This window comes from Halomonas flagellata, from assembly GCF_022487945.1.
Taxonomy (GTDB): Bacteria; Pseudomonadota; Gammaproteobacteria; order Pseudomonadales; family Halomonadaceae; genus Halomonas; species Halomonas flagellata.
The window spans coordinates 153,318-179,980 of the sequence record NZ_JAKVPY010000001.1 but is presented as its reverse complement, the minus strand read 5'-3'; the positions used below and the strand labels follow the sequence as shown (position 1 = coordinate 179,980).

The 26,663-nt window shown below is 68.5% G+C and carries 26 protein-coding genes and 1 other RNA gene; 4 read left to right on the top strand and 23 right to left on the bottom strand.

Going from position 1 to position 26,663, the window contains the following annotated elements; genetic code table 11:
* Nucleotides 1–55: 55 nt before the first annotated feature.
* The 16 genes from ftsZ to rsmI all read right to left on the bottom strand — a co-directional run bounded on the left by ftsZ (nucleotide 56) and on the right by rsmI (nucleotide 18,113).
* Nucleotides 56–1,231 (bottom strand): cell division protein FtsZ, encoded by a 1,176-nt coding sequence (ftsZ, locus tag MKP05_RS00855; RefSeq protein WP_110281822.1) that lies wholly within the window; start codon nucleotides 1,229–1,231, stop codon nucleotides 56–58.
* A 34-nt stretch (nucleotides 1,232–1,265) separates the two neighbouring features.
* On the bottom strand, nucleotides 1,266–2,555 hold the full coding sequence (ftsA, locus tag MKP05_RS00850; protein WP_110281823.1) for a cell division protein FtsA: 1,290 nt from the start codon (nucleotides 2,553–2,555) through the stop codon (nucleotides 1,266–1,268).
* A gap of 198 nt (nucleotides 2,556–2,753) precedes the next feature.
* The gene (locus tag MKP05_RS00845) at nucleotides 2,754–3,479 is read right to left on the bottom strand and encodes a cell division protein FtsQ/DivIB (protein ID WP_240566635.1); all 726 of its coding nucleotides are present in this window, start codon (nucleotides 3,477–3,479) and stop codon (nucleotides 2,754–2,756) included.
* On the bottom strand, nucleotides 3,476–4,405 hold the full coding sequence (locus MKP05_RS00840; RefSeq protein WP_240566634.1) for a D-alanine--D-alanine ligase: 930 nt from the start codon (nucleotides 4,403–4,405) through the stop codon (nucleotides 3,476–3,478). The genes MKP05_RS00845 and MKP05_RS00840 overlap by 4 nt, the downstream gene beginning before the upstream one ends.
* The gene (gene murC, locus MKP05_RS00835; RefSeq protein WP_240566754.1) at nucleotides 4,402–5,814 is read right to left on the bottom strand and encodes a UDP-N-acetylmuramate--L-alanine ligase; all 1,413 of its coding nucleotides are present in this window, start codon (nucleotides 5,812–5,814) and stop codon (nucleotides 4,402–4,404) included. The genes MKP05_RS00840 and murC overlap by 4 nt, the downstream gene beginning before the upstream one ends.
* 58 nt (nucleotides 5,815–5,872) lie before the next feature.
* Entirely contained in the window at nucleotides 5,873–6,928 is a 1,056-nt protein-coding gene (gene murG / locus MKP05_RS00830; RefSeq protein ID WP_110282787.1) for an undecaprenyldiphospho-muramoylpentapeptide beta-N-acetylglucosaminyltransferase, read from the bottom strand.
* Between the two features lie 32 nt (nucleotides 6,929–6,960).
* Entirely contained in the window at nucleotides 6,961–8,184 is a 1,224-nt protein-coding gene (gene ftsW / locus MKP05_RS00825) for a putative lipid II flippase FtsW (protein ID WP_240566632.1), read from the bottom strand.
* Nucleotides 8,181–9,557 (bottom strand): UDP-N-acetylmuramoyl-L-alanine--D-glutamate ligase, encoded by a 1,377-nt coding sequence (gene murD / locus MKP05_RS00820; protein ID WP_240566631.1) that lies wholly within the window; start codon nucleotides 9,555–9,557, stop codon nucleotides 8,181–8,183. The genes ftsW and murD overlap by 4 nt, the downstream gene beginning before the upstream one ends.
* 56 nt (nucleotides 9,558–9,613) lie before the next feature.
* On the bottom strand, nucleotides 9,614–10,696 hold the full coding sequence (gene mraY / locus MKP05_RS00815) for a phospho-N-acetylmuramoyl-pentapeptide-transferase (RefSeq protein WP_240566630.1): 1,083 nt from the start codon (nucleotides 10,694–10,696) through the stop codon (nucleotides 9,614–9,616).
* Between the two features lie 9 nt (nucleotides 10,697–10,705).
* Complete coding sequence (locus MKP05_RS00810; RefSeq protein WP_240566629.1) at nucleotides 10,706–12,085, bottom strand: UDP-N-acetylmuramoyl-tripeptide--D-alanyl-D-alanine ligase; 1,380 nt, start codon at nucleotides 12,083–12,085, stop codon at nucleotides 10,706–10,708.
* Entirely contained in the window at nucleotides 12,082–13,599 is a 1,518-nt protein-coding gene (locus tag MKP05_RS00805) for a UDP-N-acetylmuramoyl-L-alanyl-D-glutamate--2,6-diaminopimelate ligase (RefSeq protein ID WP_240566628.1), read from the bottom strand. The genes MKP05_RS00810 and MKP05_RS00805 overlap by 4 nt, the downstream gene beginning before the upstream one ends.
* Nucleotides 13,600–13,624: 25 nt before the next feature.
* Nucleotides 13,625–15,340: a peptidoglycan D,D-transpeptidase FtsI family protein gene (locus MKP05_RS00800; RefSeq protein WP_276316472.1), complete on the bottom strand. Its 1,716-nt coding sequence runs from the start codon at nucleotides 15,338–15,340 to the stop codon at nucleotides 13,625–13,627.
* On the bottom strand, nucleotides 15,337–15,657 hold the full coding sequence (gene ftsL / locus MKP05_RS00795; RefSeq protein WP_240566627.1) for a cell division protein FtsL: 321 nt from the start codon (nucleotides 15,655–15,657) through the stop codon (nucleotides 15,337–15,339). Before ftsL ends, MKP05_RS00800 begins: the two co-directional genes overlap by 4 nt.
* Before the next feature lie 9 nt (nucleotides 15,658–15,666).
* Nucleotides 15,667–16,623, bottom strand: a complete 957-nt coding sequence (gene rsmH / locus MKP05_RS00790) for a 16S rRNA (cytosine(1402)-N(4))-methyltransferase RsmH (protein WP_240566626.1) — start codon at nucleotides 16,621–16,623, stop codon at nucleotides 15,667–15,669.
* A gap of 53 nt (nucleotides 16,624–16,676) precedes the next feature.
* An RNA gene (gene rnpB, locus MKP05_RS00785) (RNase P RNA component class A) lies at nucleotides 16,677–17,041 on the bottom strand.
* 208 nt (nucleotides 17,042–17,249) lie between these two features.
* Nucleotides 17,250–18,113 carry a 16S rRNA (cytidine(1402)-2'-O)-methyltransferase gene (gene rsmI, locus MKP05_RS00780; RefSeq protein ID WP_240566625.1) on the bottom strand — a complete coding sequence of 288 codons (864 nt, stop codon included), beginning with the start codon at nucleotides 18,111–18,113 and terminating at the stop codon, nucleotides 17,250–17,252.
* A gap of 38 nt (nucleotides 18,114–18,151) precedes the next feature.
* On the opposite strand from rsmI, the gene MKP05_RS00775 reads away from it, so the two are divergent.
* From MKP05_RS00775 to MKP05_RS00760, 4 genes are read left to right on the top strand one after another with little or no spacing between them, the layout of a single operon-like run.
* Nucleotides 18,152–19,951, top strand: coding sequence for a penicillin-binding protein activator (locus MKP05_RS00775; RefSeq protein WP_240566624.1), 1,800 nt, complete (start codon nucleotides 18,152–18,154; stop codon nucleotides 19,949–19,951).
* Nucleotides 19,935–20,303 (top strand): YraN family protein, encoded by a 369-nt coding sequence (locus MKP05_RS00770; RefSeq protein ID WP_110282788.1) that lies wholly within the window; start codon nucleotides 19,935–19,937, stop codon nucleotides 20,301–20,303. The genes MKP05_RS00775 and MKP05_RS00770 overlap by 17 nt, the downstream gene beginning before the upstream one ends.
* Nucleotides 20,304–20,342: 39 nt before the next feature.
* Nucleotides 20,343–20,936, top strand: coding sequence for a phosphoheptose isomerase (locus MKP05_RS00765; protein ID WP_110281837.1), 594 nt, complete (start codon nucleotides 20,343–20,345; stop codon nucleotides 20,934–20,936).
* A 5-nt stretch (nucleotides 20,937–20,941) separates the two neighbouring features.
* Nucleotides 20,942–21,520 carry a BON domain-containing protein gene (locus tag MKP05_RS00760; RefSeq protein ID WP_240566623.1) on the top strand — a complete coding sequence of 193 codons (579 nt, stop codon included), beginning with the start codon at nucleotides 20,942–20,944 and terminating at the stop codon, nucleotides 21,518–21,520.
* A 72-nt stretch (nucleotides 21,521–21,592) separates the two neighbouring features.
* Here MKP05_RS00760 and MKP05_RS00755 read toward each other — a convergent pair whose 3' ends face one another.
* The 7 genes from MKP05_RS00755 to rplM all read right to left on the bottom strand — a co-directional run bounded on the left by MKP05_RS00755 (nucleotide 21,593) and on the right by rplM (nucleotide 26,594).
* Nucleotides 21,593–22,072, bottom strand: a complete 480-nt coding sequence (locus MKP05_RS00755) for a ClpXP protease specificity-enhancing factor (RefSeq protein ID WP_240566752.1) — start codon at nucleotides 22,070–22,072, stop codon at nucleotides 21,593–21,595.
* Nucleotides 22,073–22,125: 53 nt separating this feature from the next.
* Entirely contained in the window at nucleotides 22,126–22,752 is a 627-nt protein-coding gene (locus tag MKP05_RS00750) for a glutathione S-transferase N-terminal domain-containing protein (RefSeq protein ID WP_110281839.1), read from the bottom strand.
* Nucleotides 22,753–22,918: 166 nt separating this feature from the next.
* Nucleotides 22,919–23,686, bottom strand: coding sequence for a cytochrome c1 (locus tag MKP05_RS00745; protein WP_240566622.1), 768 nt, complete (start codon nucleotides 23,684–23,686; stop codon nucleotides 22,919–22,921).
* A complete protein-coding gene (locus MKP05_RS00740) occupies nucleotides 23,686–24,945 on the bottom strand; it encodes a cytochrome b (protein WP_110281841.1) in 1,260 nt (419 codons plus the stop codon). Before MKP05_RS00740 ends, MKP05_RS00745 begins: the two co-directional genes overlap by 1 nt.
* Entirely contained in the window at nucleotides 24,945–25,544 is a 600-nt protein-coding gene (gene petA / locus MKP05_RS00735) for a ubiquinol-cytochrome c reductase iron-sulfur subunit (RefSeq protein ID WP_240566621.1), read from the bottom strand. The genes MKP05_RS00740 and petA overlap by 1 nt, the downstream gene beginning before the upstream one ends.
* A gap of 218 nt (nucleotides 25,545–25,762) precedes the next feature.
* Entirely contained in the window at nucleotides 25,763–26,152 is a 390-nt protein-coding gene (rpsI, locus tag MKP05_RS00730) for a 30S ribosomal protein S9 (RefSeq protein WP_110281843.1), read from the bottom strand.
* Nucleotides 26,153–26,165: 13 nt separating this feature from the next.
* Nucleotides 26,166–26,594 (bottom strand): 50S ribosomal protein L13, encoded by a 429-nt coding sequence (gene rplM, locus MKP05_RS00725; protein WP_110281844.1) that lies wholly within the window; start codon nucleotides 26,592–26,594, stop codon nucleotides 26,166–26,168.
* Between the last annotated feature and the right edge of the window lie 69 nt (nucleotides 26,595–26,663).

The following is a 26,663-nucleotide window of genomic DNA, read 5'->3' as shown; positions in this document are numbered from 1 at the left end:
AGTGTTTCAACAAAAAAACATCACCCGACCCTGCCCATGCAGCCGAAAGCGCACCTCAATCGGCCTGACGGCGCAGGAAGGCCGGGATGTCGAGGTAATCATCGAGCTCCTGGGACTTGCGCTTCTCCGGACGGGGCTTGGCGGCCTCCTCGGGCTCGGCCGCCCTGGCGGTGGCCTGCTGGCGCATCACCGCGGGCTGCTGTTGCATCCTGCGGTAGTCACCGGCCTCGCTGCGCTTGGCGGTCTCGCGGGCGGCCGGCTTCTGCTGCTGCCGGCCATCGAGCCCTGCGGCCACCACGGTGACCCGCAGCTCGTCGGTCATCTCCATGTCGATGGAGGTACCGACCACGATGGTGGCGTCCTGGGAGGCGAACTCCTGGACGGTGGCACCGACATCGTTGAACTCGCCGATGGAGAGGTCCGGGCCGGCGGTGATGTTGACCAGGATACCGCGGGCACCGTGCAGATCGATATCCTCGAGCAGCGGGCTGCGGATCGCCTTCTCGGCGGCCTCGCGGGCACGATTCTCGCCGGTGGCACCACCGGTCCCCATCATCGCCATGCCCATCTCGGACATCACCGTGCGCACGTCGGCGAAGTCGACGTTGATGATACCGGGGCTGGTGATCAGCTCGGCGATGCCCTGCACGGCGCCGAGCAGCACGTCATTGGCGGCGCTGAAGGCGGTCAGCAGGCTGGCGCTCTTGCCCAGCACCGAGAGCAGCTTCTCGTTGGGGATGGTGATCAGGGAGTCGACATGCTCGGAGAGCTCCCTCATGCCCTCCTCGGCGGCACGCATGCGCTTGGGGCCCTCGAAGGGGAAGGGGCGGGTCACCACGGCAACGGTCAGGATGCCCAGCTCCTTGGCCACCTGAGCCACCACCGGAGCCCCCCCGGTGCCGGTGCCGCCACCCATCCCGGCGGTGATGAACACCATGTCGGCACCACCGAGCAGCTCGGCGATGCGTTCGCGGTCCTCCATGGCGGCCTGGCGACCGACATCGGGGTTGGCCCCGGCGCCGAGCCCCTTGGTGATCTCGCTGCCGAGCTGGAGTACGGTCTTGGCCGCGACCCGTTTCAGGGCCTGGGCGTCGGTGTTGGCGCAGATGAACTCCACGCCCTCGATGTTGCTCTCGACCATGTGATTCACGGCATTGCCGCCACCACCGCCGACACCGATCACCTTGATGACCGCACTGCTTGAGGGTGCGCTATCTACCAGTTCGAACATATGCCCCGTCTCCTGGACCGCATCGGCGGCCCTGTCAGAAATTTCCTTTCAACCAGCCCTTCAGCCTGTCCAGCGCCGGAATCCCTTCCCTCAATCCCCGTCGGGAGGCGTCTTCGCGCCTCGGCTGCACCGGGATCACGCCACCTTGTGCCTGTCGACTCAGCCCCTGACGGGCCTCTCGCAAGGCGTAATGTAGCAAACCGACCCCGGTCGAATAAATCGGATTGCGCACCACGTCGGCGAGCCCCCGCACGTTCTGCGGGCAGGCAATGCGCACCGGCATGTGGAAGATCTCCTCCGCCAGCTCCACCACGCCCTCCATGCGCGATGTGCCACCGGTAAGCACCACGCCGGCCGCCACCAGGTCCTCGTAGCCGCTGCGCCGGAGCTCGTCGCGAATCAGGGTGAAGAGCTCCTCGTAGCGCGGCTCGACCACCTCGGCCAGGGACTGGCGGGAGAGGTCCCGGGCCGGCCGGTCGCCGACGCTCGGCACCTTGATCATCTCGTCGCTGGCCGCCAGTTGGGTCAGGGCGCAGGCATACTTGACCTTGATTTCCTCGGCATACTGGGTCGGCGTACGCAGCGCCATGGCAATGTCGTTGGTGACCTGATCGCCGGCGATGGGAATTACCGCCGTGTGGCGGATGGCCCCCTCGGTGAAGACCGCGATATCCGTGGTACCGCCACCGATATCGACCATGCAGACGCCCAGTTCACGCTCGTCCTCGGTGAGCACCGCATGGCTCGAGGCCAGCTGCTCGAGGATGATGGCGTCGACCTCGAGGCCGCAGCGCCGCACGCACTTCTCGATGTTCTGCACCGCATTGAGCGCCGCCGTGACCAGGTGAACCCTGGCCTCCAGGCGTACGCCGGACATGCCGAGTGGCTCGCGGATGCCGCCCTGGGTGTCGATGGCGAACTCCTGGGGCAGCACATGCAGCACCCGCTGCCCTTCGGAAATCGCCCGGGCACGGGCCGAATCGATGACGCGGTCGATGTCGGAGGGCGTCACCTCGCGCTCCTTGATCGCCACCACCCCGTCGGAGTTCATCGAACTGATGTGGCTACCGGCCACCCCGACATAGACGGAGTGGATATCGCAGCCGGCCATCAGCTCGGCCTCCTCCACGGCGCGCTGAATCGATTGCACCGTGGACTCGATGTTGATCACCACACCCTTCTTCATGCCCCGGGAGGGGTGTGAGCCGATACCGGCGATCTCGATCCCGCCATCGTCGTTGGGCTGCCCCACGATCGCCACGACCTTGGACGTTCCGATATCCAGCCCGACTACCATATTCGACGCATTGGATGGACCTGCCATGAGTCGGGAAATCTCCTCGAACCTGGCCCACAAATAAGGGGGCGTTTAATCCTGAAAAACAAGCCTGGAGCAATTATAGGAACAACTACGGTTGATCCACCAGCCCATTACGAAAATCAAACTTCACGATACGGCGATTTTGCCGCAAAAGAAACATCTCGATCCCCTGCAGCGCGCGCGTCTTCGGCAAAAAAGAGCTCAGCTCCCCGCGGCTTCGTCCTCCCCGACGGGCTCGGTTTCTCCATGCCAGGCCACGGCGACCCCATTGGGATATCGCAGGTCGATGTAGCGGATATGCGACGCCTGGGAATCGAGCTGCCGCTGCCAGGCGGCGGCCAGGCGTGCCAGACGCGCCTCGCGATCATTGCGCCCCAGCATCACCCAGACGCCGTCGTCGAGCTGGAAACGCCAGGCGCCACGCGGCTCGAGGCGCAGCTGTGTCATCTCGAGCCCCAGGTCGGCGAAGCGCGATGCCAGGCGCCGATGATAGGCGAGCACCTCGACACCGCTGCCCGCCGGCCCGGCCAGATCGGGCAAGTCGCCGGGCGGCGACACCGGCCCGAAGGCGAAGGGCTCGCCCTCGGGATTGAGCAGATAGTCGTCGTTCCAGCGCGCCACCGGCACCTGCTCGACGAGCTCGAAGATCAGCGCATTGGGCCATTCGCGGCTGAGGCGGACCTCGGCCAGCCAGTCGATCTCCAGCGCACGGTCGCGCAGGTCGCCGAGGCTCACCGAGAGCCAGGTCTGGCCCTGGATCAACGGCGCGAGCCGACTGCGCAGGTAGTCGGCACTGACATGGTGGAGCTCGCCACGGATCGAGACGCGCTCGATGGGCCGGTCGAGCCAGAGCCACAGGGCGCGGCCACCGGCGCCGATCAGCATCAGCAGTAGCAGCACACCGGCCAGTCCACCCCGGCGGGTCATGCCCGGCCACACCCTGCACTGGCGAGAATGCGCAGCACCAGTGCCTCGAAGTCGATGCCGGCATGGGCCGCCGCCTGGGGCACCAGGCTGTGGTCGGTCATGCCCGGCGTGGTGTTGACCTCGATCAGCCAGAAGCGCCCTTCGCCATCGCGCATCACGTCCACCCGCCCCCAGCCTTCGCCACCGACCGCCTCGAAGGCGTCGCGACAGAGGCCGGCCAGCTCGCCCTCCTCGTCCCGGGAGAGACCGCAGGGCAGATGATAGAGGGTGTCGTTGGAGAGGTACTTGGCGTCGTAGTCGTAGAAGCCGCCGGGGACCTCGACCCGGATCGCCGGCAACACCTCGTCGCCGAGCAGCGACACCGTGTACTCATCGCCTTGCACGAAGCGCTCGGCCATTACCCGGGCATCGAAGCGGGCCGCCTCGCGGTAGGCCGCTGCCAGCGACTCGGGGCCGTCGACGATGCTGATGCCGAGCGTCGAGCCCTCGTGCACCGGCTTGACGATCAGTGGCAGCCCCAGGCGTTCGACCACCGCCCCCCAGTCGGCATCGGGGCCGAGCATCACCGACGCCGGGGTGGGCAGACCCAGCGCCTGCCACACCAGCTTGGTGCGCTGCTTGTCCATGCCCAGGGCCGAGGCCAGCACGCCACTGCCGGTATAGGGGATGCCGAGCAGCTCGAGCGCGCCCTGCAGGGTACCGTCCTCGCCGCCGCGGCCGTGCAGGGCGATAAAGACCCGATCCGGTGCCAGGGCTTCCAGGCCGGCCAGCCCGCCCTCGGCGGGGTCATAGCCGATGGCATCCACCCCGGCGCGCCGCAAGGCATCCAGTACGGCGGCGCCGCTCTTGAGCGACACCTCGCGCTCGGCGGAGTCGCCGCCATAGAGCACCACCACCCGTCCCGGATCGCTGCTGCCTGCGCTCATAGTTCGACCTCATCGAAATTCAGCTGTGTCTCGGCCAGGCGCAGGGCGATGCCGCCCACGTCGCCTGCCCCCTGGGTGATCAGGATATCGCCGGGGCGCAGCACCCTGGCCAGCAAGCCGGGCAACTCGCCCTTCTCCTGGACGAAGATCGGGTCCATCTCGCCACGCTGGCGGATCGACCCGGCCAGGGTGCGCCCATCGGCACCGGGAATCGGCGCCTCGCCGGCGCTGTAGACATCCAGCAGCAGCAGGGTGTCGACCTCGGCCAGCACGCGCACGAAGTCCTCGTAGAGGTCGCGGGTGCGCGAATAACGATGGGGCTGGTAGACCATCACCAGGCGCCGCTCGGGCCAACCGGCACGCACAGCCCGGATCACCATCTCCACCTCGCGGGGATGATGGCCGTAATCGTCCACCAGCATCACCTCGCCCTCGCCTTGCGGCGCCGGGAAGTGGCCATGGACCTGGAAACGCCGCCCCACGCCGGCGAAGCCGGCCAGGCCAGCAAGGATCGCTTCATCGTCGACCCCGGCGTCGGTGGCCACCACGATCGCCGCCATGGCATTGAGGGCGTTGTGGCGGCCGGGCATGGCCAGCCGGACCTCGAGCGGCGCCAGGCCGTCGGGGCGGCGGGCGGTGAAGCGCACCTCGCCGGCCTGCTGCACGAAGTCCTCGATGCGGTAGTCGGCATCCTCACTGAAGCCGTAGGTGACGAACTGGCGGCTCACCCGGTCGAGCAGGCCGCGCACGTTGGCGTCATCGATGCAGAGCACGGCGAGGCCATAGAACGGCAGGTTGTGCAGGAACTCGATGAAGGTGCCCTTGAGCCGCTCGAAATCGCCGCCATAGGTGGCCATGTGATCGGCGTCGATGTTGGTGACGATCGAGACCATCGGCTGCAGATGCAGGAAGGAGGCGTCGGATTCGTCGGCCTCGGCGACCAGGTAATCGCCCTCGCCGAGCCGCGCATTGGTGCCGGCACTGGTCAGCCGACCGCCGATGACGAAGGTGGGGTCGAGCCCCCCCTCGCCGAGCAGGGTGGCGGTCAGGCTCGTCGTCGTGGTCTTGCCGTGGGTGCCGGCCACCGCGATGCCGTGGCGGAAGCGCATCAGCTCGGCAAGCATCTCGGCGCGCCTGACCACCGGCACCCGGTGGTCGTGGGCCCAGCGGATCTCGGGGTTGGTCTCGTCCACCGCGGTGGAGACCACCACCACGTCGGCGCCGGCGACATTGTCGGCGCCGTGGCCGATGGCCACGCGGATGCCGCAGTGGCGTAGCCGCGCTACCACCGGCGACGCCTTCAGGTCACTGCCGCTGACCTGGTAGCCCTGGTTGGCCAGCACCTCGGCGATGCCGCACATGCCGGCCCCGCCGATACCGACGAAATGGATGTGCCGGATACGGCGCATTCCCAGGCCCCGGCCATGGCGGGGGGGGACGCAGGGGCCGGGTACCGACCCGGGTGTGCTATCGCTCAAAACCTGTCTCCATGCAGCCGGCCACCAGGCGCTCGACGGCGTCGAGGTGTGCACAGGCGCGTGCCTGCGCCGCCATGGTGGCGAGAGTATCGGGGTCCAGCAGCGTCGTCAGCCCCTCGGCCAGCGACGCCGCTCTCATCTCCTGTTCGGGCACCAGGCGGGCCGCCCCCCGCTCGACCAGGGCCCGGGCGTTGGCGGTCTGGTGATCGTCCACCGCATAGGGGAAGGGCACGAAGAGCGCCGGCTTGGCCGCCGCCGCCAGCTCGGCCACGGTGAGCGCGCCGGCCCGGCAGACCACCAGGTCGGCCCAGTCGTAGGCCCCGGCCATATCGTCGATAAAGGCGGTGACCTCGGCCGTGACGCCCTGCCCACGGTAGGCCTCGCGGGTCGCCGTGTCCTTGTCGCGACCGGCCTGGTGGCGCACCTCGGGGCGACGGCCCTCGGGCAACGCGGCCAGCGCCCCGGGCAGGGTGTCGTTGAGGGCCCGGGCTCCCAGGGAGCCCCCCACCACCAGCAGGCGCAGGGGCCGTCCCGCCATGTCGCCGGCCCGCCTCGGCCGCTCGCCCAGCCTGGCGATCTCGGGCCGCACCGGGTTGCCAATCACCTCGCCGCGGCCGGGAAAGGCTTGGGGAAAGGCGGCATAGACCCGCCGGGCCAGCCGCGCCAGGGCCCTGTTGGTCAGGCCGGCCACCGCGTTCTGTTCATGGATCACCAGCGGTCGACCCGACAGCCAGGCGGCAAGCCCGCCGGGCCCGCTGGCGAAACCGCCCAGGCCCACCACCAGCCGGGGATCATAGGCGCGGATGATGCGCCAGGCCTGCCATACCGCCCGGGTGAGGTTGAGTGGCGCCAGCAGCCAACCAACGGCGCCGTTGCCGCGCAGTCCCGCCACCGAGATGCGGTGCAGGGGGATGCCGGCCTCGGGCACCAGGCGGTTCTCGATGCCCCGCGGGCTGCCCAGCCACTCGACCTCGACCCCCTCGGCTGCCAAACCGCGGGCCAGCGACAGGGCCGGAATCACATGACCACCGGTGCCCCCGGCCATGATCAGGGCGCGACGCCCCGTGTGCTTGCTCACTAGGCGACTCCTTGCTGGCCAAGACGGGATTCGCGGGACCGGCCCGGGCCCTGCCGCGAGGCGGTCGGACTGGCCCGGCGCACCGCCTGGCGGGTCTCGATGTCGGCCCTCAACAGCAGCGCCATCATCACGGCGCTGACCAGCAGACTCGAGCCGCCGTAGCTGAGCAGCGGCAGGGTCAGCCCCTTGGTGGGCAGCATGCCGGTGCTCACCGCGATGTTGATGAAGGCCTGGGCACCGACCACCAGGGCGATGCCGTAGCTCAGGTAGGCGGCGAAGGGCAGCCTGGCCAGCTCGGCGCGACGCCCCACCGCCAGTGCCCGCCAGATCAACAGCGCGAAGAGGCCCACCACCCCGATGGCGCCGAACAGGCCGAGTTCCTCGGCCAATACCGCGAAGACGAAGTCGGTATGGGCCTCGGGCAGGTAGAAGAGCTTCTGCACGCTGTTGCCGAGCCCCATGCCGAGCCAACTGCCCCGGCCGAAGGCGATCAGCGCCTGGGTCAGCTGGTAGCCGCTGGCGAACTGGTCCGCCCAGGGGTCGGCGAAGCTGGCCAGGCGCGCCAGGCGATAGGGCTCGGCGATCGCCACGTAGAAACCCGCCAGCCCCACCAGGCCCAGCAACAGCACGAAACGCCCCCAGGGGGCGCCGGCCAGCAGCAACATGCCCATCACGCAGCTGGTCATCACCACCACGGCCCCGTAGTCGGGCTCGAGGATCAACAGCAGGGCGATCAGTGCCATCACCATCAGGGGACGCAGGAAGGCGCCCCACTGCCGCCTCACCTGGGGCAGGAAGCGCTCCAGGTACCCGGCCAGGTAGGCGATCAGGCAGAGCTTGACGACTTCCGAGGCCTGGAGGTTGAAGGGCACGCCGGGGATCGAGAGCCAGCGCTTGCTGCCGTTGACCTCGCGCCCCACCAGCAGCACCAGCAGCAGCAGGGCGATGCCCACCAGCAGCAGGAGTGGCCCGTTGGCCTTCCACCACATCAGCGGCACCCGCAGCATCGGCGCCGCGACCAGCAGCGCCAGCAGCAGGAAGGCGCCGTGGCGGATACTGAAGTACCAGGTGTTGCCGGTGAGGCTCGAGGCCACCTCGGTGGACGCCGAGGTGACCATCACCCAGCCGATCAGCATCAGCGACAGGGCCGCCAGCAGCAGCCAGCCGTCGAAGGGCTGATCCCGGGTGGAGAGGCGCTCGCGCCAGCGGGCCAGACGTTTCATCGTGCCCTCCCCGCCAGCCGGTGCGCCCAACGACGGAACGCCTCGCCCCGCTCCTGGTAGTTGGCGAACTGGTCGAGGCTGGCGCAGGCCGGCGAGAGCAGCACGCAGTCGCCCGGCTCGGCGATCTCGACGGCCCGGGCCATGGCGGCCTCCAGGTCCGGCACCCGGGTCAGCGGCAACCGCCCCCGCAGCGCCTGCTCCAGGCGCTCGGCATCCAGGCCGAAGAGGATCGCCTCGCGGCCGTAGCGGGCCAGGGGCTCGGCCAGCGACCGGAAGTCGGCGCCCTTGCCCACCCCGCCGGCGAGCAGGACCAGCCGCCCCTCGAGGGTCGGGCCGAGGCCGGCGATGGCGGCCAGGGTCGCCCCCACGTTGGTGCCCTTGGAGTCGTTGATCCAGCGCACGCCCTCGACCTCGGCCACCAGCTCGCCGCGATGCACCAAGCCGGCGAAGCGCTCGAGCACGGCGCGCATGGCGGCCGGCGGCAGCCCGAGGCGGTGGCCCACGGCCAGCGCCGCCAGGGCATTGGCCTGGTTGTGGCGCCCGGGCAGGCGCACCTCGTCGGCGGGCATCAGCGGCTCGTCGCTGTGCATCAGCCAGTCGCGCCCCTCGCGGCGTCCGATGCCCCACTCGCCGGCCGCCGGGGGGTGGGTGGTGAAGCGGTCCTGGGCCGGCAGGGGGGCCGCGGGCCAGGTCATGGGATCATCGGCGTTGACCACGGCATGGCGGGCGCCACGGAAGATGCCGAGCTTGGCGGCCCGGTAGCCGGCCATGTCGCCGTGGCGATCCAGGTGGTCTTCCGAGAGGTTGAGGAAGACGGCGACCTCGGCGCCCAGCCGCGGCGTGGCCTCCAGCTGGAAGCTCGAGAGCTCCAGCACGTACAGCTCGGCCCCGGGGGCCTCGGCCAGCAGGTCCAGGGCCGGGGTCCCCAGGTTGCCGCCCACCGCGACACGACGCCCGGCCTCGCGGGCCATCTCGCCGATCAGGGTGGTGACGGTGGACTTGGCGTTGGAGCCGGTCACGGCGACGATGGGGGCGCGACAGGCGCGCACGAAGAGCGCGATCTCGCCCACCCGCAGCGGCTCGTCGCTGCCCGGCCGGGGGCGGCCGGCGAGCTCGGCCAGTCCCGGGGTCCGAGGGTCGATTCCCGGGCTGACCACCACCTCCTCGACCTCGGAGAGGTCCAGGTCAGTCAACGGTCCGCAGTGGACCTCGATCCCCGGATGGGCGGCATGGAAGTCATCCACGCCGGGCGGCACCGCCCGGGTATCGGCGACCATGAAGGGCGTGCCCTGCCGCGTCAGGTGACGGCAGATGGCGCGACCCGATATCCCGAGCCCGACCACCAGCGTGACTCCCTTCGGCACCTTGACCATGGTTGGCTCCTGGCGTAAGGCGTTGACGATCTCCCCGCGGGGCTCAGCGAATCCGTTCAGCGAACCTTCAGCGTGGCCAGGCCGATCAGCACCAGGACCACGGTGATGATCCAGAAGCGCACGATGACCCGCGGCTCCGGCCAGCCCTTGAGCTCGTAATGGTGATGCAGCGGCGCCATGCGGAAGATGCGCCGTCCGGTGAGCTTGTAGGAGCCCACCTGGAGGATCACCGAGACGGTCTCCATGACGAAGATGCCGCCCATGATGAACAGCACGATCTCCTGACGCACGATCACCGCCACCACGCCCAGCGCCGCGCCCAGGGCCAGGGCCCCCACGTCGCCCATGAACACCTGGGCCGGATAGGTGTTGAACCACAAAAAGCCCAGGCCGGCCCCGGCGATGGTGGCGCAGAACACCGCCAGCTCGCCGGCCCCGGCGATGTTGGGAATCTGCAGGTAGTTGGCGAACACGGCGTTGCCGCTGGCATAGGCGAACACCGCCAGCCCCATGGCCACCAGCACGGTGGGCATGATCGCCAGGCCGTCGAGGCCATCGGTGAGGTTCACCGCATTGGAACTGCCGACGATCACCAGGTAGGTGAGCACGAGATAGAATACCCCCAGCGGCAGCACGATGTCCTTGAACAGCGGCACGATCAGGCTGGTCTCCGCCGGCTCGACGGCGGTGGCGTAGAGCACGGCCGCCGCCGCCACGCCGATCACCGACTGCCAGAAGTACTTCCAGCGGGCCGGCAGGCCGCGCGGGTTCTTCTCCACCACCTTGCGGTAGTCATCGACCCAGCCGATGGCACCGAAGCCCAGGGTCACCGCCAGCACGATCCAGACATAGTGATTGGAGAGGTCCCCCCACAGCAGGGTGCTGACGGCAATGGCCATCAGGATCATGGCGCCGCCCATGGTCGGGGTGCCGGCCTTGGAGAGGTGCGACTGGGGGCCGTCGTCGCGCACCGCCTGGCCGATCTGGCGCTCCACCAGGCGGCGGATCATCACCGGTCCCAGCCACAGGCAGAGCACCAGGGCGGTGATGGTCCCCAGGATCATGCGCAGGGTCAAGTAGTTGAAGACATTGAAGGCGCTGAAGAATTGCGCCAGTAGATTAGCCAGATAAAGCAGCATGTATCGCGTTCACCTTGATGCATCCGAGCGCAGTGCGGCGACCACCCTTTCCATGCCGGCACTGCGCGACCCCTTGACCAGCACGCTGGCCCCTGGCGGCAGATGGTGGAGGACGTGGCGCGTCAGCGCCTCCCGATCGTCGAAGTGGCACCCGCCCTCGCCGAAGGCGTGGCTCGCCGGCCGCGCCGGGTCGCCGAAGGTGCCGAGGAAGTCGATTCCCAGTTCCCGCGCGTGGCGCCCGATCTCGGCATGCAGCCGGTCGGACGCCTCCCCCAGTTCGCCCATGGCACCCAGCAGGCACCAGTGCGGTCCGGGCAGCGTCACCAGCAGGTCGAGCGCCGCCTTCACCGCGCCGGGGTTGGCATTATACGTATCATCCAGCAGTCGTGTGGCGTTAATCCCCTCCACCACGGAGAGCCGCCCGGGCATCGGGGCCACCGCGGCGAGGCCGGCGAGCACGTCCGCCTCGTCGAGGCCCATGGCCAGGGCCGCCGCGGCCGCGGCCAGGGCATTGGCGACGTTGTGGCGCCCCAGCAGGGCGAGCTGCACGCGACCGAGGGCACGCCCGTCCACGACAAGCGTGAAAGCATAGCGCCCGAGGGCGTCACAGGCCAGCGCAGCGGCCGTGACCCGGGCCCCCGGCGTCAGGCCGAAGTCGAGCACCTCCTTGGGCGCGGCCAGATGCGCCCAGGTGGCGAAATAGGCATCATCGCGATTGAGCACCGCCACGCCGTCGGCGGCGAGCCCGGCGAGGATCTCCGCCTTGGCCTGGGCGATGCGCCCCGTGCCGCCGAATTCGCCCACATGGGCGCCGGTGACATTGGTGATCACCGCCACCCGCGGCTCGGCCAGCAGGGTGGTCCAGGCGATCTCGCCGAGGTGGTTGGCGCCGAGTTCCACCACCGCCTGACGATGACGGGAGTCGAGCTCGAGCAGGGTCAGGGGGACGCCGATGTCGTTGTTGAGATTGCCGCGGGTCGAAAGCGTCGGCCCGCGACGGGACAGCAGCGCCGCCAGCAGCTCCTTCACCGTGGTCTTGCCGCTGTTGCCGGTCACCGCCACCAGCGGACCACCCCAGGCGCGACGCCGCGCCCGGCCGAGCAGCCCCAGGGCCAGCCGGGTGTCGGCCACCACCAGCTGCGGCAGGGGGTCGCCCACCGGTTGCTCCACCTCTCTCTCCACCACGGCCGCCACGGCCCCGCCCTCCCGGGCCTGGCCGAGGAAGTCGTGGGCATCGAAGCGCTCGCCCTTGAGCGCCACGAACAGGCAGCCGGGCACGAGCCGGCGGGTATCGGTGACGATGGCGGTGATCGCGAGGTCGCCGGCCGGTGCCGGCAGTCCCAGGGCGTCCGCTACCGCGGCCAGGGTCGCGAGGCCTGCCTGGCTCATGGCGCGCCCGCCCCGGCCCGGGCCGCCAGGGCCCGCTCGGCCGTGTCGAGATCCGAGAAGGCGTGGCGAACGCCGGCCACTTCCTGGTAGGCCTCGTGGCCCTTGCCGGCGATCAGCACCACGTCGTCGGGTGCCGCCTCGGCCAGCACGCGGGCGATCGCCTCGGCGCGCCCGCCCAGGCTCCAGGCCCGGGCGCGCGACTCGTCCGACAGGCCGGCGAGCACCTGCTCGCGGATCGTCGCGGGCTCCTCGCCGCGCGGGTTGTCGTCGGTGACGACCAGCCGGTCGGCGTGTCGCTCGGCGGCGGCCGCCATCAGCGGGCGCTTGCCGGCATCGCGATCGCCGCCGCAGCCGAACAGGCACCACAGCCGGCCGCTGCCCGGCAGGTGCGCCTCGAGCGCCGTGAGCGCACTCTCCAGGGCATCCGGTGTATGGGCATAGTCGATCACCACCCTGGGGGCGCCCGGGCGTGCGAGTGCCTGCATGCGCCCCGGCACTGGCGTCAGCGTCCCGGCGGCGGCAAACAGCGCCTCCAGCCCATGACCGAGCCCGTAGAGGGTCGCGATGGCCAGCAGGGCATTGTCGAGGTTGAAGCGGCCCAACAGGGGCAGCTCGAGCACCCGCTCCCCGTCCGGGGTGGCGACCAGCGCTCGCTGACCGGCGTCGTGGGGCTGCCAGTCCACGACCCTCAGGGTCACCGCCTCATCCTCGCCGGTGGCCAGCACTCGCACGCCCGGCCGTATGCCGGCGAGCATCAGGCGGGCCAGGGGGGCGTCGGCATTGACCACGGCGAGCTCGAGTTCCGGTTGGCGGAAGAGCCGTGCCTTGGCCGCGGCATAGGCGGCCATGCTGCCATGGTAGTCGAGGTGGTCGCGGGTCAGGTTGGTGAACAGCGCGGCGGTGATCCGGCAGCCCTCCAGGCGCCCCTGCTCCAGGGCGTGGGAGGAGACTTCCATGGCCACGCGCCGGACCCCGCTCGCGGCGAGTTCACCGAGTGACGCCTGCAGCGCCAGCGGCCCGGGCGTGGTCAGCCCCCCCTCGACCAGGGCACCGGGGCGGCCATGGCCCAGGGTACCCACCAGGCCGGCATCGACCCCTAGTGCCTGGCTGAGCTCGGCCAGGTAGTGGGCCACCGAGCTCTTGCCGTTGGTACCGGTCACGCCGACCAGCTCCAGGTCGTCGGGCACGGCGAAGAGCTCGCGGCCGAGCTCGCCGAGGCGACCGCGCAGCCCCTCGAGTGGCACCACCCGCGGGTCGGCCGGCCCGGCCGGCGGCTCGCCGGCCTCCCGATGGGCGAGCACCAGGGAAGCGCCGGCCTCAAGGGCCGCGGCGGCGAAGTCGCGGCCATCGCTTGCCACGCCCGGCACGGCGACGAAGACGTCCCCCGCCGCCAGGCGACGGCTGTCGAGCACCAGCCGGACGCAGTCCGGCAGGGAGACGGCCGCCAGGGCACGGCGGCAGTCAGGCCAGAGCCCGGCCAGGCCTGTCTCGAGTCGCTCGGCTGTCAGCTGCATCGCGTTTTCTCTCCAGGGCTTGCGCTCATGATTCCGGGTCCCGGGCATCCGGTGGCACGTCCAGCAGGCGCAGGGCATTGCCGGCCACCCGCGAGAAGACCGGGGCCGCCACGGCGCCGCCGTAGTACTCCTCGCCACGGGGGTGATCGATCATCACCACGGTAACGATGCGCGGATCCGAGACGGGGGCGATACCGACGAACAGGCTGCGGTAGGCCTTCTCCTGATACCCGCCGGCATCGGTCTTGCGCACGGTCCCCGTCTTGCCGGCGACCCGATAGCCCGGCACCAGCGCCTGACGGGCGCCGGTGCCGGGCTCGACGACCTGATCCATCATCCCCAGTATCTGCCGGGCCACGCCCGGGTCGATGACCGGCTCGCCGGCCGGCGACTGGCCGAGCTTGAGCAGCGAGGGCGGCAGGCGTCGACCGTCGTTGGCAATGGCCGTGAAGGCACTGGCCAGCTGCAGTGCCGAGACCGACAGGCCGTAGCCATAGGAGAGGGCCGCCCACTGGCTGCTCGACCAGCGCACCGGGGCCGGGATGCTGCCGGTGGCCTCGCCGGGAAAACCAGTGCCGGGGCTCTGTCCTAGCCCGAGGGCTCGATAGATGGCCGGCACCACGGGGTCCTCCAGGCGCAGCACAAGCTTGGACATGCCGATATTGGAGGACTTCTCGAGAATGCCGGACAGGGTCAGCTTGCCGTAATTGCGGATGTCCTTGATGGTGAAGCGGTCGATGACCATCCAGCCCGGCGAGGTATCGACCACCGTATCCAGCGGCACGTCACCGGTCTGGAGCATGGCGGCCATCGCCAGCGGCTTCATGACCGACCCCGGCTCGTAGACATCGACGATGGCCTGGTTGCGCAGCCCCCGAGGGTCGAGGCCGGCACGGTTGTTGGGGTTGTAGGAGGGCTGGTTGGCCATGGCCAGCACCTCGCCGGTGCGAGCATCCATCATCACCACCACGCCGCCATCTGCCTCGTGCTCGGCCACCACGGCCTTGAGCTCACGGTAGGCCATGTACTGCAGCCGCTGGTCGATCGAGAGCGTGAGGTCGCCGCCGGGCCGCGCCTCGCGCAGCAGTTGCAGGTCACGCACCAGGCGGCCGCGACGATCCTTGAGCACCCGCCGCTGACCGGGTGTGCCGGCGAGGTGGGGCTGGTAGGCGAGCTCCAGCCCCTCCTGGCCGGCATCGTCGACATTGGTCACCCCCAGCAGCTGGGCGGTGACTTCGCCGGCGGGGTAGTAGCGCTTGTACTCGTCCTGGGCATAGACACCGGGAATCCGCAGCCCCAGCACCCGCTGGGCCGCCTCCGGCGTCATCTGCCGCCGCAGGTACATGAACTCGCGTTCGCTGTAGCGCCCGATGCGCTCGTTGAGGGCATCGAGTTCCATCCCCAGCGCCCGCGCCAGCATCAGTCGCTGGATGTCATCGGCGGGCAGGTCCTGGGGGTTGGCCCAGAGCGTCACCACCGGCGTGGAGATCGCCAGCGGCTCGCCGTTGCGGTCGGTGATCATCCCCCGGTGGGCGGGAATGGTGTCGGTACGCAGGGTGCGGGCATCGCCCTGCCCCTGCAGGAAGGGGCGATCGACCACGTGCAGGATGACGATGCGGCCGGCCAGCAGGCCGAGACCGATCACCACCAGCAGCAGAATCAGGCCGTAGCGCACCCCCCCCAGGGGCGCCATGGGGGGCGGTCGACGCGGCGTCACGCCGCTGCGCACCTCGGTGCTCATGGCCGGATCACCTCGACCTCGTCGACGGCGGGCAGACGCATCTCCAGACGCTCCACGGCGAGGCGCTCGATGCGGGCCGGCGACGACCAGGCACTCTCCTCGAGCAGTAGCTGTCCCCACTCGGTCTGCAGCTGCTGCTGCTCACGCTCGAGCTGCTGCAGGCGGCCATACTGCTCGCGGGTCAGGTGGCTGGCGGTGATCACAGCCAGGGCACTGGCCAGACAGGCCACCACCAGCAGGGTGGTGACCAGCAGCAGACTCGACCTGGCCTTCAGCCAGCCGAAAGCGGATGCCGTCGCGGGTCGTCCCTGGACCATGACGCCTCCTCAGTGCCGCTTGCGTGCCACGCGCATCACCGCACTGCGGGCACGGGGGTTGTCCTCGACCTCGGCGGCCGTCGGGCGCTGCGCCTTGCCCAGGGCCTCCAGCCGCCGCTCGAGCTGGTCGTCGCGGACCGGCACGCCGCGCGGCAAATGGGTATCGCCACGCACATGCCGGCGAATGAAGCGCTTGACCCGCCGATCCTCCAGCGAGTGGAAACTGATCACCACCAGGTGGCCGCCCGGGGCCAGTGCCTCCAGCGCCGCCTCCAGGGCGGCATCCAGTTGCTCGAGCTCGCCGTTGACCTGGATGCGCAGCGCCTGGAAGACGCGAGTCGCCGGGTGCCGCCCCTTCTCCCAGGCGGGATGGGCGGCCTTGACCACCTCGGCGAGGTCGGTCGTGCGCGTGAAGGGCCGTTCGGTGCGACGCGCGACGATGGCCCTGGCCAGACGCCGGGCGAAGCGCTCCTCGCCGTAGGCCTTGAAGACCCGGGCGAGCTCGGCCTCCTTGGCCCGGGCCAGCCAGCCGGCGGCACTCTCGCCGCGGGTCGGATCCATGCGCATGTCCAGCGGACCGTCACGCAGGAAGCTGAAGCCGCGTTCGGGATCGTCGAGCTGGGGCGAGGAGACGCCGACGTCGAGCAGGATGCCGGCCAGCCGGCCGTGCAGGCCATGGCGATCGGCGATCTCGTCGAGACGGGCGAACTCGCCCTGCTCGATGGTGAAGCGTGGATCGTCGATGGCGGCCGCCTCGGCGATCGCCTGAGGGTCGCGATCGATGGCCAACAGACGCCCTTCCGGGGCCAACCGGGCCAGAATGGCCCGGGAGTGGCCGCCTCGCCCGAAGGTGCCGTCCAGGTAGATGCCGCGCGGCTCATGGACCAGGGCAGCGACGGCGCCATCGAGCAGCACGCTGGCATGGCGAAAACCGCGGGAGGCGTGTTCAGGAGCGGGTGACGGCATGCGCTTCTCGATAGGCAAGCTGGAGGGGGACGGACGCGACGATAGGATTCGCGAGTGGGAGTCGGCCGATAAGCCGGGTTCTGTCGTGGACAGTCATTCATCTAGGGGCCGCGTCACCACGACCCTCGAGCAACCTACCCGAACCCGACGCGGGCCACGCCATGGGGTTCCTATTTGGTCTTGCTCCGAGTGGGGTTTACCTTGCCACGCACTGTTGCCAGGCGCGCGGTGCGCTCTTACCGCACCCTTTCACCCTTGCCGGCCTCCCGAAGGAGACGTAGGCGGTCTGCTCTCTGCTGCACTTTCCGTCGGCTCACGCCGCCCAGGCATTACCTGGCACTCTGCCCTGTGGAGCCCGGACTTTCCTCCCCTGGCCCGATCCGAGAACCGGGCCGGCGGCGACTGCCTGGCCAACTCCCGCGGCAAGCATACCAGCGCCTCGCCACCCCCTCAACAACCCCGGTGCAATGGGAGCAATGGAAGCGTTGCCACTGCTGCTGGTTGGACGCGAGAGGCGACGAGGGCAGGTCGTAGAGGGGGTCCTATGCCAGGGATGGCATCGGTAGCGCCCAGGGAAGGGTTCACAGCGCCCCCTCGTAGACCTGCCGCCGGAAAGCCTTGATCAGTTACGGCTGGCTTCTCTCTTTTAATACCAGGGCGCGGGCATACCAGGTCTTCTTGGCGCCCCCCAGCACCCGGGCCGCCACCGCCGCGACCTGCTTGACCCCCACCCCCTCGGCCAGCATCGCCCCGAGCAGGGCGTCGGCGTCCACCGCGGCGGTGTCGCCGTCATCGCGGGGCGCGGCACCGGCCACCATGATCACGAATTCGCCGCGGGCCTGGTCCGGGTCGGTCGCCAGGCGTTCGAGCAGCTCGGCCGCCGTGCCGTCGAGGAAGGTCTCGAAGGTCTTGGTCAGCTCCCGGGCCAACACCAGCCGGCGATCGCCCAGGCAAGTGCCGAGGTCGGCCAGGGTGTCGCGGATGCGATGGGGCGACTCGTAGAAGACCAGGGTCTCCTCATGGCCAGCCAGGGCCTCCAGCCGGCCGCGACGCCCGCCGCCCTTCGCCGGCAGGAAGCCCTGGAACAGGAAGCGGTCGGTGGGCAACCCCGCCGCAGAGAGCGCCGCCACCAGGGCACAGGGACCCGGCACCGGCACGATGCGTCGTCCGCGGGCACGCAACTCGCGAACCAGCACGAAGCCCGGATCGCTGATCAATGGCGTACCGGCATCGCTGATCAGGGCGATCGAGTCACCGCCGGCAAGCCGCGCATCGAGCTGGGCGACCCGGGCCGCCTCGTTGTGCTCATGCAGCGAGAGCATCGGCACCGAGAGCCCGAGGTGTCGCAACAGCCGGCCACTGTGCCGGGTGTCCTCGGCGGCGATCAGTGCCACCTCACCCAGCACCCTGGCGGCACGAGGACTCAGATCCTCCAGATTCCCAATCGGCGTGGCGACCACGTACAATGTGCCCATACTCGAGTCAGACATCTCGGCTCCCCTGGCGCTTTCAGGACAAGGATGGATTCATGCGGAAAATGCCCCGCGGCCCCCTGGCCGCCGCGCTCCTGGCACTGTTGCTGGCCGGCTGTGCCTACCGGCCCGGCATCGTCGAGCGCATGCCCGACGACGATCCCGGGCGCCTGCTCGCACAGGCCCAGCAGCAGGCCCCGGAACAGGCCGCCCTCACCCGGCTCGAAGCGGCCGACATCCTAGCACGCCAGGGCGATCACCCCCAGGCACTCGAGATCGCCGGCGACATCGACGATGGCCTGCTACCCGGCCGAGCCAGGGTGCGCTGGGCACTGCTGCTGTCACGGCTCGGCGAGGAACTCGACGACCCCTGGGCGGTGATCCGGGCCGGACAGGACCTCGACGCCCTCGACCTCTCACGCGACCAGGCCGACACCCTGCGCCGGCGCATGGGCCTGGCCCTGCTCGAGGTCGACGAACCCGGCGCTGCCGCCGAGGCGCTGCTGCGCGCCCAGGCCGACACCGGTCGGGAGGCACTCAACGACCCGATCTGGAAAGCCCTCTCGCGTCTCGATGGACGCGAGCTCTCGGCTCTGCGCGACGGCGCCGACGATCTCACCCTGGGCTGGCTGGCCCTGGCCGAGCTGGCCCGCAGCAGTGCCGGCGACCTGGAGCGCCTGTTCAGCCGCCTCGACGACTGGCGTGCGGGCCACCCCCGGCATCCCGCTGCACGGCGGCTGCCCGCCGACCTGCTGGCCCTGCGCGATCTGCGCGGGATGGAGGTCGACCACATCGCCGTCTTCCTGCCCGAATCGGGCCCGCTGGCCGGCGTCGCCGGCGCCATTCGCGAGGGCATGCGCACCCACCACCTCAACGCCGCCGACGGCGGCAGCAGCGCCCGTCTGAGCTTCATCGACGCCAGCAACAGTGACCTTGCGGCCCTCTATCGCGAGGCCGAGAATCGCGGCGCCCAGGTGGTGATCGGTCCGCTCGATAAGGACCAGGTCACCGAGCTCGAGAACCTCGACAGCGTGCCGCTGCCGACCCTGGCCCTCAACTATGGTCATGGCGAGCGCAACCGGGCCCGGGGGCTCTTCCAGTACGGCCTCTCCGCCGAGGACGAGGCACGCCAGTCGGCGCGCCGCGCCTGGCAGGACGGCCACCGCCAGGCGGTGCTGATGGTGCCGGACAACGACTGGGGCCGCCGGGTCGGCGAAGCCTTCTGGAACGAGTGGCGCGAGCGCGGCGGCGAGGTCACCAATGCCGTGCGCTACGACCCGGAGAGCAGCGTCGCCAATGCGGTGCGCCCGGCACTGCGCGTGAGCGGCGAGCACGCGCGGCTGGGTGACATCGACATGCTGTTCCTGCTCGCCCTGCCCGAGTTCGCGCGCCAGGTCCCCCCGACCCTGGACTACTACTACGCCGGCGAGCTGCCGATCTACGCCACCTCGCATCTCTTCGAGGGACGCCTGCAGCCGCGGCTGGACCACGACCTCGACGATGTCCAGTTCATCGACATCCCCTGGCAGATTCCCGATGCCGCGGTGGGCGGCGAGGACGCCCTGCCCTTCACGACCAGCTACCGCCAGCTGCGCGAGGAGTCCGATCCGGCCCTGTTCCGACTGATGGCCATGGGGGTCGATGCCTATGAGCTTGCGCGCCGCCTGCCGCAGTTCCAGGCCCTACCGGACAGCGAGCTGTTCGGCGCCACCGGCACCCTGCGCCTGCGGGACGATGGCCGCATCCAGCGCCAGCTGCCCTGGGCACGCTTCACGAATGGCGTGCCACAGCCCATCCTGATCCCGGGGCTCTTCGATCTCGGCTCGAATGGCGATGGTGATGGCGAGTCCCCGTGATGCCCGGGCCCGCGGCGGCGCCGTCGAGCGCCTCGCCGCGGCCTGGCTGGTCGACCAGGGGCTCGACCTCGAGGCGAGCAACCAGCACGCCAAGGGCGGCGAGATCGACCTGGTGATGCGCGACGGCGAGGTGCTGGTGTTCGTCGAGGTTCGTCACCGCGCCGACACCCGTCACGGCCACCCGCTCGAGACCGTCACCGCCGCCAAGCAGCGCCGCCTGATCCGGGCGGCGCGTTTTTATCTCCAGCGCAACGGGCTATCATGTCCCTGCCGCTTCGACGTGCTGGCCGTGACCGGCCAGGCCCCGGCCCTCGACTTCCTGTGGGTACAGGGTGCCTTCGACGCGTTCTGACCGGCCACGCCAAACTGCTAAAAGGACCAGGAACCCAGCATGGATTTCCAGCAGCGAATTCTCGGCCACTTCAATGCCAGCATCGACACCAAGACCTACGCCAGTGAAGTGCTGCCGCCCTTCATCGAGGTAGCCAGCCAGATGATGGTGCAGTGCCTTGTCAGCGAAGGGAAGATTCTGGCCTGCGGCAACGGTGGCAGCGCCGGCGACAGCCAGCACTTCTCCTCCGAACTCCTCAACCGCTTCGAGCGCGAGCGTCCGAGCCTGCCCGCCCTGGCCCTGACCACCGACACCTCGACCCTGACCTCCATCGCCAACGACTACAGCTATAACGAGGTCTTCTCCAAGCAGGTACGCGCCCTGGGCCAGCCCGGCGACATCCTGCTGGCGATCTCCACCAGCGGCAACTCCGCCAACGTGATCCAGGCGATCCAGGCGGCCCACGACCGCGACATGACGGTGGTGGCCCTCACCGGCCGCGACGGCGGCAACATGGCCTCCCTGCTCGGCCAGGACGACTGCGAGATCCGCGTGCCGGCCACTTCCACCGCCCGCATCCAGGAGGTTCACCTGCTGGTGATCCACTGCCTGTGCGACCTGATCGACGAACAACTCTTCGGCGCAAGCGAGTAACTCCCATGACCAAGACGTCCCTGTTCACCCCCCTTCTGCTGACCCTGGCGCTCGGGCTCGCCGGCTGCACCGCCGTCACCGGTGTCACCCACCCCGGCACCATCGACGAGAACTACCGCGAGCGCACCCTCGGCACCAAGGTCGAGGATGAAAGCATCGAGACCAAGATCAGTCACAACCTGCGGCGCACCGATGCCCGCCTGGGCGACGCCCGCATCAATGTCGATGCCTACAACGGCGTGGTGCTGCTGACCGGCCAGGTACCCAGCGAAGAGCTCAGGCAGATGGCAACCGACATCGCCGGCGAGGTACGCAACGTGCGTGAAGTGCACAACGAGCTGACCGTGGCCGCCAACCTGCCGGCCAGCCAGCGCCTCTCCGACACCTGGGTGAACACTCGCATCCGCACCAACCTGGCCAGCAACGAGTCGATCGACTCGGGGCGCATCCGGGTGATCACCGAGAACGCCAGCGTCTACCTGATGGGCATCGTCAGCCGTGCCGAGGCCGATCGCATCGTCGAGGCGGTGTCCCGAATCGGTGGCGTGCAACGCATCGTCAAGGTGTTCGACTACATCGATTGAGCCTTACCCTACCGGAACGAGAAACGGCAGGCCCCGGCCTGCCGTTTCTCGTTCGCCTCCCGCGTCGCCGGATTACTTGATGACCCGCAACGAGGGACGCCCCTTGCGAGGTGGGGTCTCGCCGTCGGCACCCTCCTTCGACCGCGACTTCCCCGCCTCCGGATCGTCGCCCGGTTCCTCGGCATCGACACCGGAAAGCACCGGCTCCTCGACCCCGGCCGGCTCCGGCGCCATCGGCATCACCGGCTCGTGGCCGAACACCATGCCCACCCCGTTCTCGCGTGCATAGATCGCCACCAGCGCCGAGATCGGCACCATGATGCGCATCGGCTGGCCGCCGAAACGGGCGCTGAACCCCAGCGCCTCGTTCTCCATGAAGAGATCCCGCACCGCTGTGGGCGCCATGTTGAGCACGATCTGGCCGTTCTGCACGAATTGACGCGGCACCTCGACGCCCGGCTGCTCGGCATCGACGACGATGTAGGGGGTGAGCTCGTTATCCAGCAACCACTGATACAGGGCCCTGGCGAGATAGGGGCGACTCGATTGCATCATCTTTGCCCTCCTGCATTGGGGAACCCCGGCCCGCGGGCCAAGGTTCGTGTTCAGGGACGCATCTCACGCTCGCTTTCGCTCAGCGCGGCCTTGAAGCCCTCGCGGCCGAACACCCGCTCCATGTAGCTGGCCAGCGGCTTGATCTGCATCTCCGGCAACTCGATGCCCAGCACGGGCAGGCGCCAGAGAATGGGAGCCAGGCAGCAGTCGACCAGGGTGAACTCCTCGCTCATGAAGAACGGCATGTCCTCGAAGATCGGCGAGATGCCGATCAGGCTCTCGCGCAGCTCCTTGCGCGCCTTCTCGGCCTCCTTCCTGGGCGCGCCGAGGATCTGGTCGACCAGCGGGCACCACTCACGCTCGATGCGATGCATCCACAGCCGGCTCTGTGCCCGGGCCACCGGATAGACCGGCAGCAGCGGCGGATGCGGGAAGCGTTCGTCCAGGTACTCCATCATCACCTTGGATTCGTAGAGCACCAGGTCCCGGTCCAGCAGCGTGGGGACGCTGTTGTAGGGGTTGAGGTCGGCGAGCTCCGCGGGGTGTTGCTCGTCGGTGACCTCGACGATATCCACCGCCACGCCCTTCTCGGCGAGCACGATGCGTACGCGATGACTGAAGTGGTCATCGCCCCCGGAGTAGAAGATCATCGACGACCGCTTGGCCACTACACCCATGAAACAATCCTCGCATCAGTTCGAACGGCAATGATAACACGACAACCCCCACCTTGAGGGGCCATCGGGCGCCCGCTCCCCGGGGGATCGGACACACCACATTTCGCAAACCAAAGGGGCGCATGGCCCTCGGCCACGCGCCCCGGTCATCTCCGCCGGAGACGGATCAGTGGATGTCGCGCCAGTACTCGCGCTTGAGCAGGTAGGCAATGACACCGAAGATGAAGATGAAGATCAGCACCTTGGGCGCCAGGGCCTGGGCCTGCAGCTTGGACGGCTCACCGACGTAGGCCAGGAAGTTGGTCAGGTCATAGACCGCCTCCTCGAACTCGTCGGGCTCCATCGCGCCGGGCTGGGTCACCTGCAGGACCTCGCAGGATTGGTACTTGCCGGTCAGGGGGTCGAGTTCGGCACCGTCGATGGGATGGTCGCTCTCGGCGCACACCTTCTCCTGCACGCCCTGCAACGGCTCGAGCACATTGGGCATTGCCACCAGATCGAAGACGGCATTGTTGACGCCGGTGCCGGTGCTGGGGTCCTTGTAGAAGCTCAGCAGGTAGGAGTAGATCCAGTCGGTGCCACGCAGACGCGCCTCGAGGGTCAGGTCCGGGGGCGGTGCCCCGAACCAGCTCTCGGCATCGCCGCGGTCCATGGCGATGTGCATCTGATCGTTGAAGGCCAGCGCCGGGGAGAAGATCAGGTTCTCCTCGACCAGGTCCTGGGGCATCCCCAGGTCCTCGGCGGCACGGGCGAAACGCTGGTGCTCCAGGGAGTGACAGCCCATGCAGTAGTTGACGTAGAGCTTCATGCCGTTCTGCAGTGACGCCTCGTCCTTGAGGTCGGGCGTCATCGAGTACGGCACGCTCGCGCCTCCCGCGGCCATGGCCGTGAAGGGCACCAGCGCGAAGAGCAGTGCGAACAGTTGCTTTTTCATTAGCCAGTCACCCTCTCCGGAACGGGTTTGGTCTTCTCCAGCCGGGTATAGAACGGCATCAGCAGGAAGAAGGCGAAATAGATGACGGTACACACCTGGGACAGCAGGGTGCGCCCCTCGGTGACCGGCAACACCCCGAGCACGCCGAGGATCACGAAACTGATCGCGAACAGGGCCAGCATCACCTTGGACATCCAGCCCTTGTAGCGCATCGATCGCACCGGGCTGCGGTCGAGCCAGGGCAGCACGAAGAGCACCGCAATGGCCGCGCCCATGCACACCACGCCGAGGAACTTGGCGTCGAGCCCGAATAGCGAGAAGGTGATGGCGCGCAGGATCGCGTAGAAGGGCGTGAAGTACCACACCGGTGCAATGTGGTCGGGGGTCTTCAACGGGTTGGCAGGCTCGAAGTTCGGCTTCTCGATGAAGTAGCCGCCACCCTCCGGGAAGTAGAAGATCACCACCGCGAAGACGAACAGGAACACGGCCACCCCGACCAGGTCCTTGACCGAGTAGTAGGGATGGAAGGGGATGCCGTCGAGCGGCTTGCCGGTCTCGTCCTTCTTGGCCTTGATGTCGATGCCGTCCGGGTTGTTGGAGCCGACTTCGTGCAGGGCGATGATATGCAGCACCACCAGCGCCAGGATCACGATGGGCAGTGCCACCACGTGCAGGGCGAAGAATCGGGTCAGGGTGATGCCCGAGATCAGGAAGTCGCCGCGCACCCACTGCGCCAGGTCCGGACCGATGGCCGGAATCGCCGAGAACAGCGAGATGATGACCTGGGCCCCCCAGTAGGACATCTGCCCCCAGGGCAGCAGATAGCCCATGAAGGCCTCGGCCATCAGCGCCAGGTAGATCGCCATGCCGAAGATCCATACCAGCTCGCGGGGCGCCTTGTAGGAGCCGTAGAGCAGGCCGCGGAACATGTGCAGATAGACGACCACGAAGAACGCCGAGGCCCCGGTGGAGTGCATGTAGCGGATCAGCCACCCCCACTCCACGTCGCGCATGATGTACTCGACCGAAGCGAAGGCCCCCTCGGCGGAGGGGTTGAAGCTCATGGTCAACCACACGCCGGTGAGGATCTGGTTGACCAGCACCAGCAGCGCCAGGGAGCCGAAGAAGTACCAGAAGTTGAAGTTCTTCGGGGCATAGTACTTGGACAGATGCTCCTGCCACATCTGGGTGGCGGGAAAGCGGTCATCGACCCAGCGCATGAACCCGCGCTCCGCCTTGGCTTTGTTCGGGTTACCCATCAGGCAGTCTCCTCATCTTCGCCGACGACGATGATCTCGTCATTCTCGAAGCGATACGGCGGCACCTCGAGGTTGGTCGGGGCCGGCACGTTGCGAAACACCCGCCCTGCCAGGTCGAAGCGGGAACCATGGCAAGGACAGAAGAAACCGCCCGGCCAATCATCGACACCGACTCCCTCGGCATCGGGCTCGGGGCGAAAGAGCGGAGAGCAGCCCAGGTGGGTGCAGATACCGATGATCACGCCGATCTCGGGCTTGATGGAGCGCAACGCGCCGGTAACATAACCGGGCTGCTGCGGGACGTCGGAATCCGGATCAGCCAGTCGCGAGGCATCCAGCCCCTCGGTCAGCTCGATCATCTCCGGCGTGCGATTGATGACCCATACCGGCTTGCCCCGCCACTCCACGGTCATGCGCTGACCCGGTTCGAGCTTGGAGATATCGGCTCGTACCGGCGCACCCGCCGCCCTTGCCCTGGCACTGGGCTGCCAGGAAGCCACAAAGGGGACCGCTACCCCGACGGCACCCACCGCACCCACAACGGTGGTGGCACCCACGAGGAAACGGCGCCGACCCTTGTTCACGCCGTTGTCTGCCATTTCAGGTTTCTCCCATCAGCTTACCCGTTGTTCCATCACGGGCAGTAGAGCGTCCCGCGACCACGGATATCAAATGCGCACTATGTTAAGAAATCGTATCGCCCCGCACAAGGACAAGCCCCTTGACCAAGGTGGAAAAACGGCGACAATTTATTGATCAGGAACAAAAAAACGCCCAGGTCATGGGACCCGGGCGTTTTTCTCGCAGCAGCGACCGCTTAACGCTTGGAGAACTGCGGACGGCGACGTGCCTTGCGCAGACCCACCTTCTTGCGCTCGACCTGGCGGGCGTCACGGGTGACGTAGCCCGCTTCACGCAGTTGGCCGCGGAAGTCCTCGTTGTACACCATCAGGGCGCGAGTGATGCCGTGACGGATGGCACCGGCCTGGGACGAACCACCACCCCCCTTGACGGTGACGAAGACATCGAACTGGTTCAGGGTGTCGGTCAGCTCCAGCGGCTGGCGGACCACCATGCGACCGGTGACACGACCGAAGTACTGGTCCAGCTCGTGGTTGTTGACGGTGATCTTGCCGGTGCCCGGCTTCATGAAGACGCGGGCGGTAGAGGTCTTGCGGCGCCCGGTTCCGTAATACTGCTGTGTCATGGCGAAGACTCCCTCAGATGTTCAGTTCTTGCGGCTGCTGGGCAGCATGCGGATGCTCGGTGCCGGCATAGACCTTGAGCTTGGAATACATGGCACGACCCAGGGGACCCTTCGGCAGCATGCCCTTGACGGCGGACTCGATGATGCGCTCCGGCGCGTGCTCGACCAGCTTGTCGAAGGTCATGGAGCGCAGGCCACCGGGATAACCGGTGTGGCGATAATAGGTCTTGGCCCTGGCCTTGTTGCCGGTGACCTTCACCTTCTCGGCATTGATCACGACGATGTAGTCGCCGGTGTCGACATGCGGGGTGAATTCCGGCTTGTGCTTGCCGCGCAGGCGACGAGCGATTTCGGTGGCCAGACGGCCGAGCGTCTTGTCCGTGGCGTCGACGACGTACCAGTCGCGCTGGACGGACTGCGGTTTGGCAGTGAACGTCTTCATGGATGAATCACCAGATCGATGTATTGGGTCCTGCCGCCGGAGCGCCCGGCATGGGACCATCCCTATTCT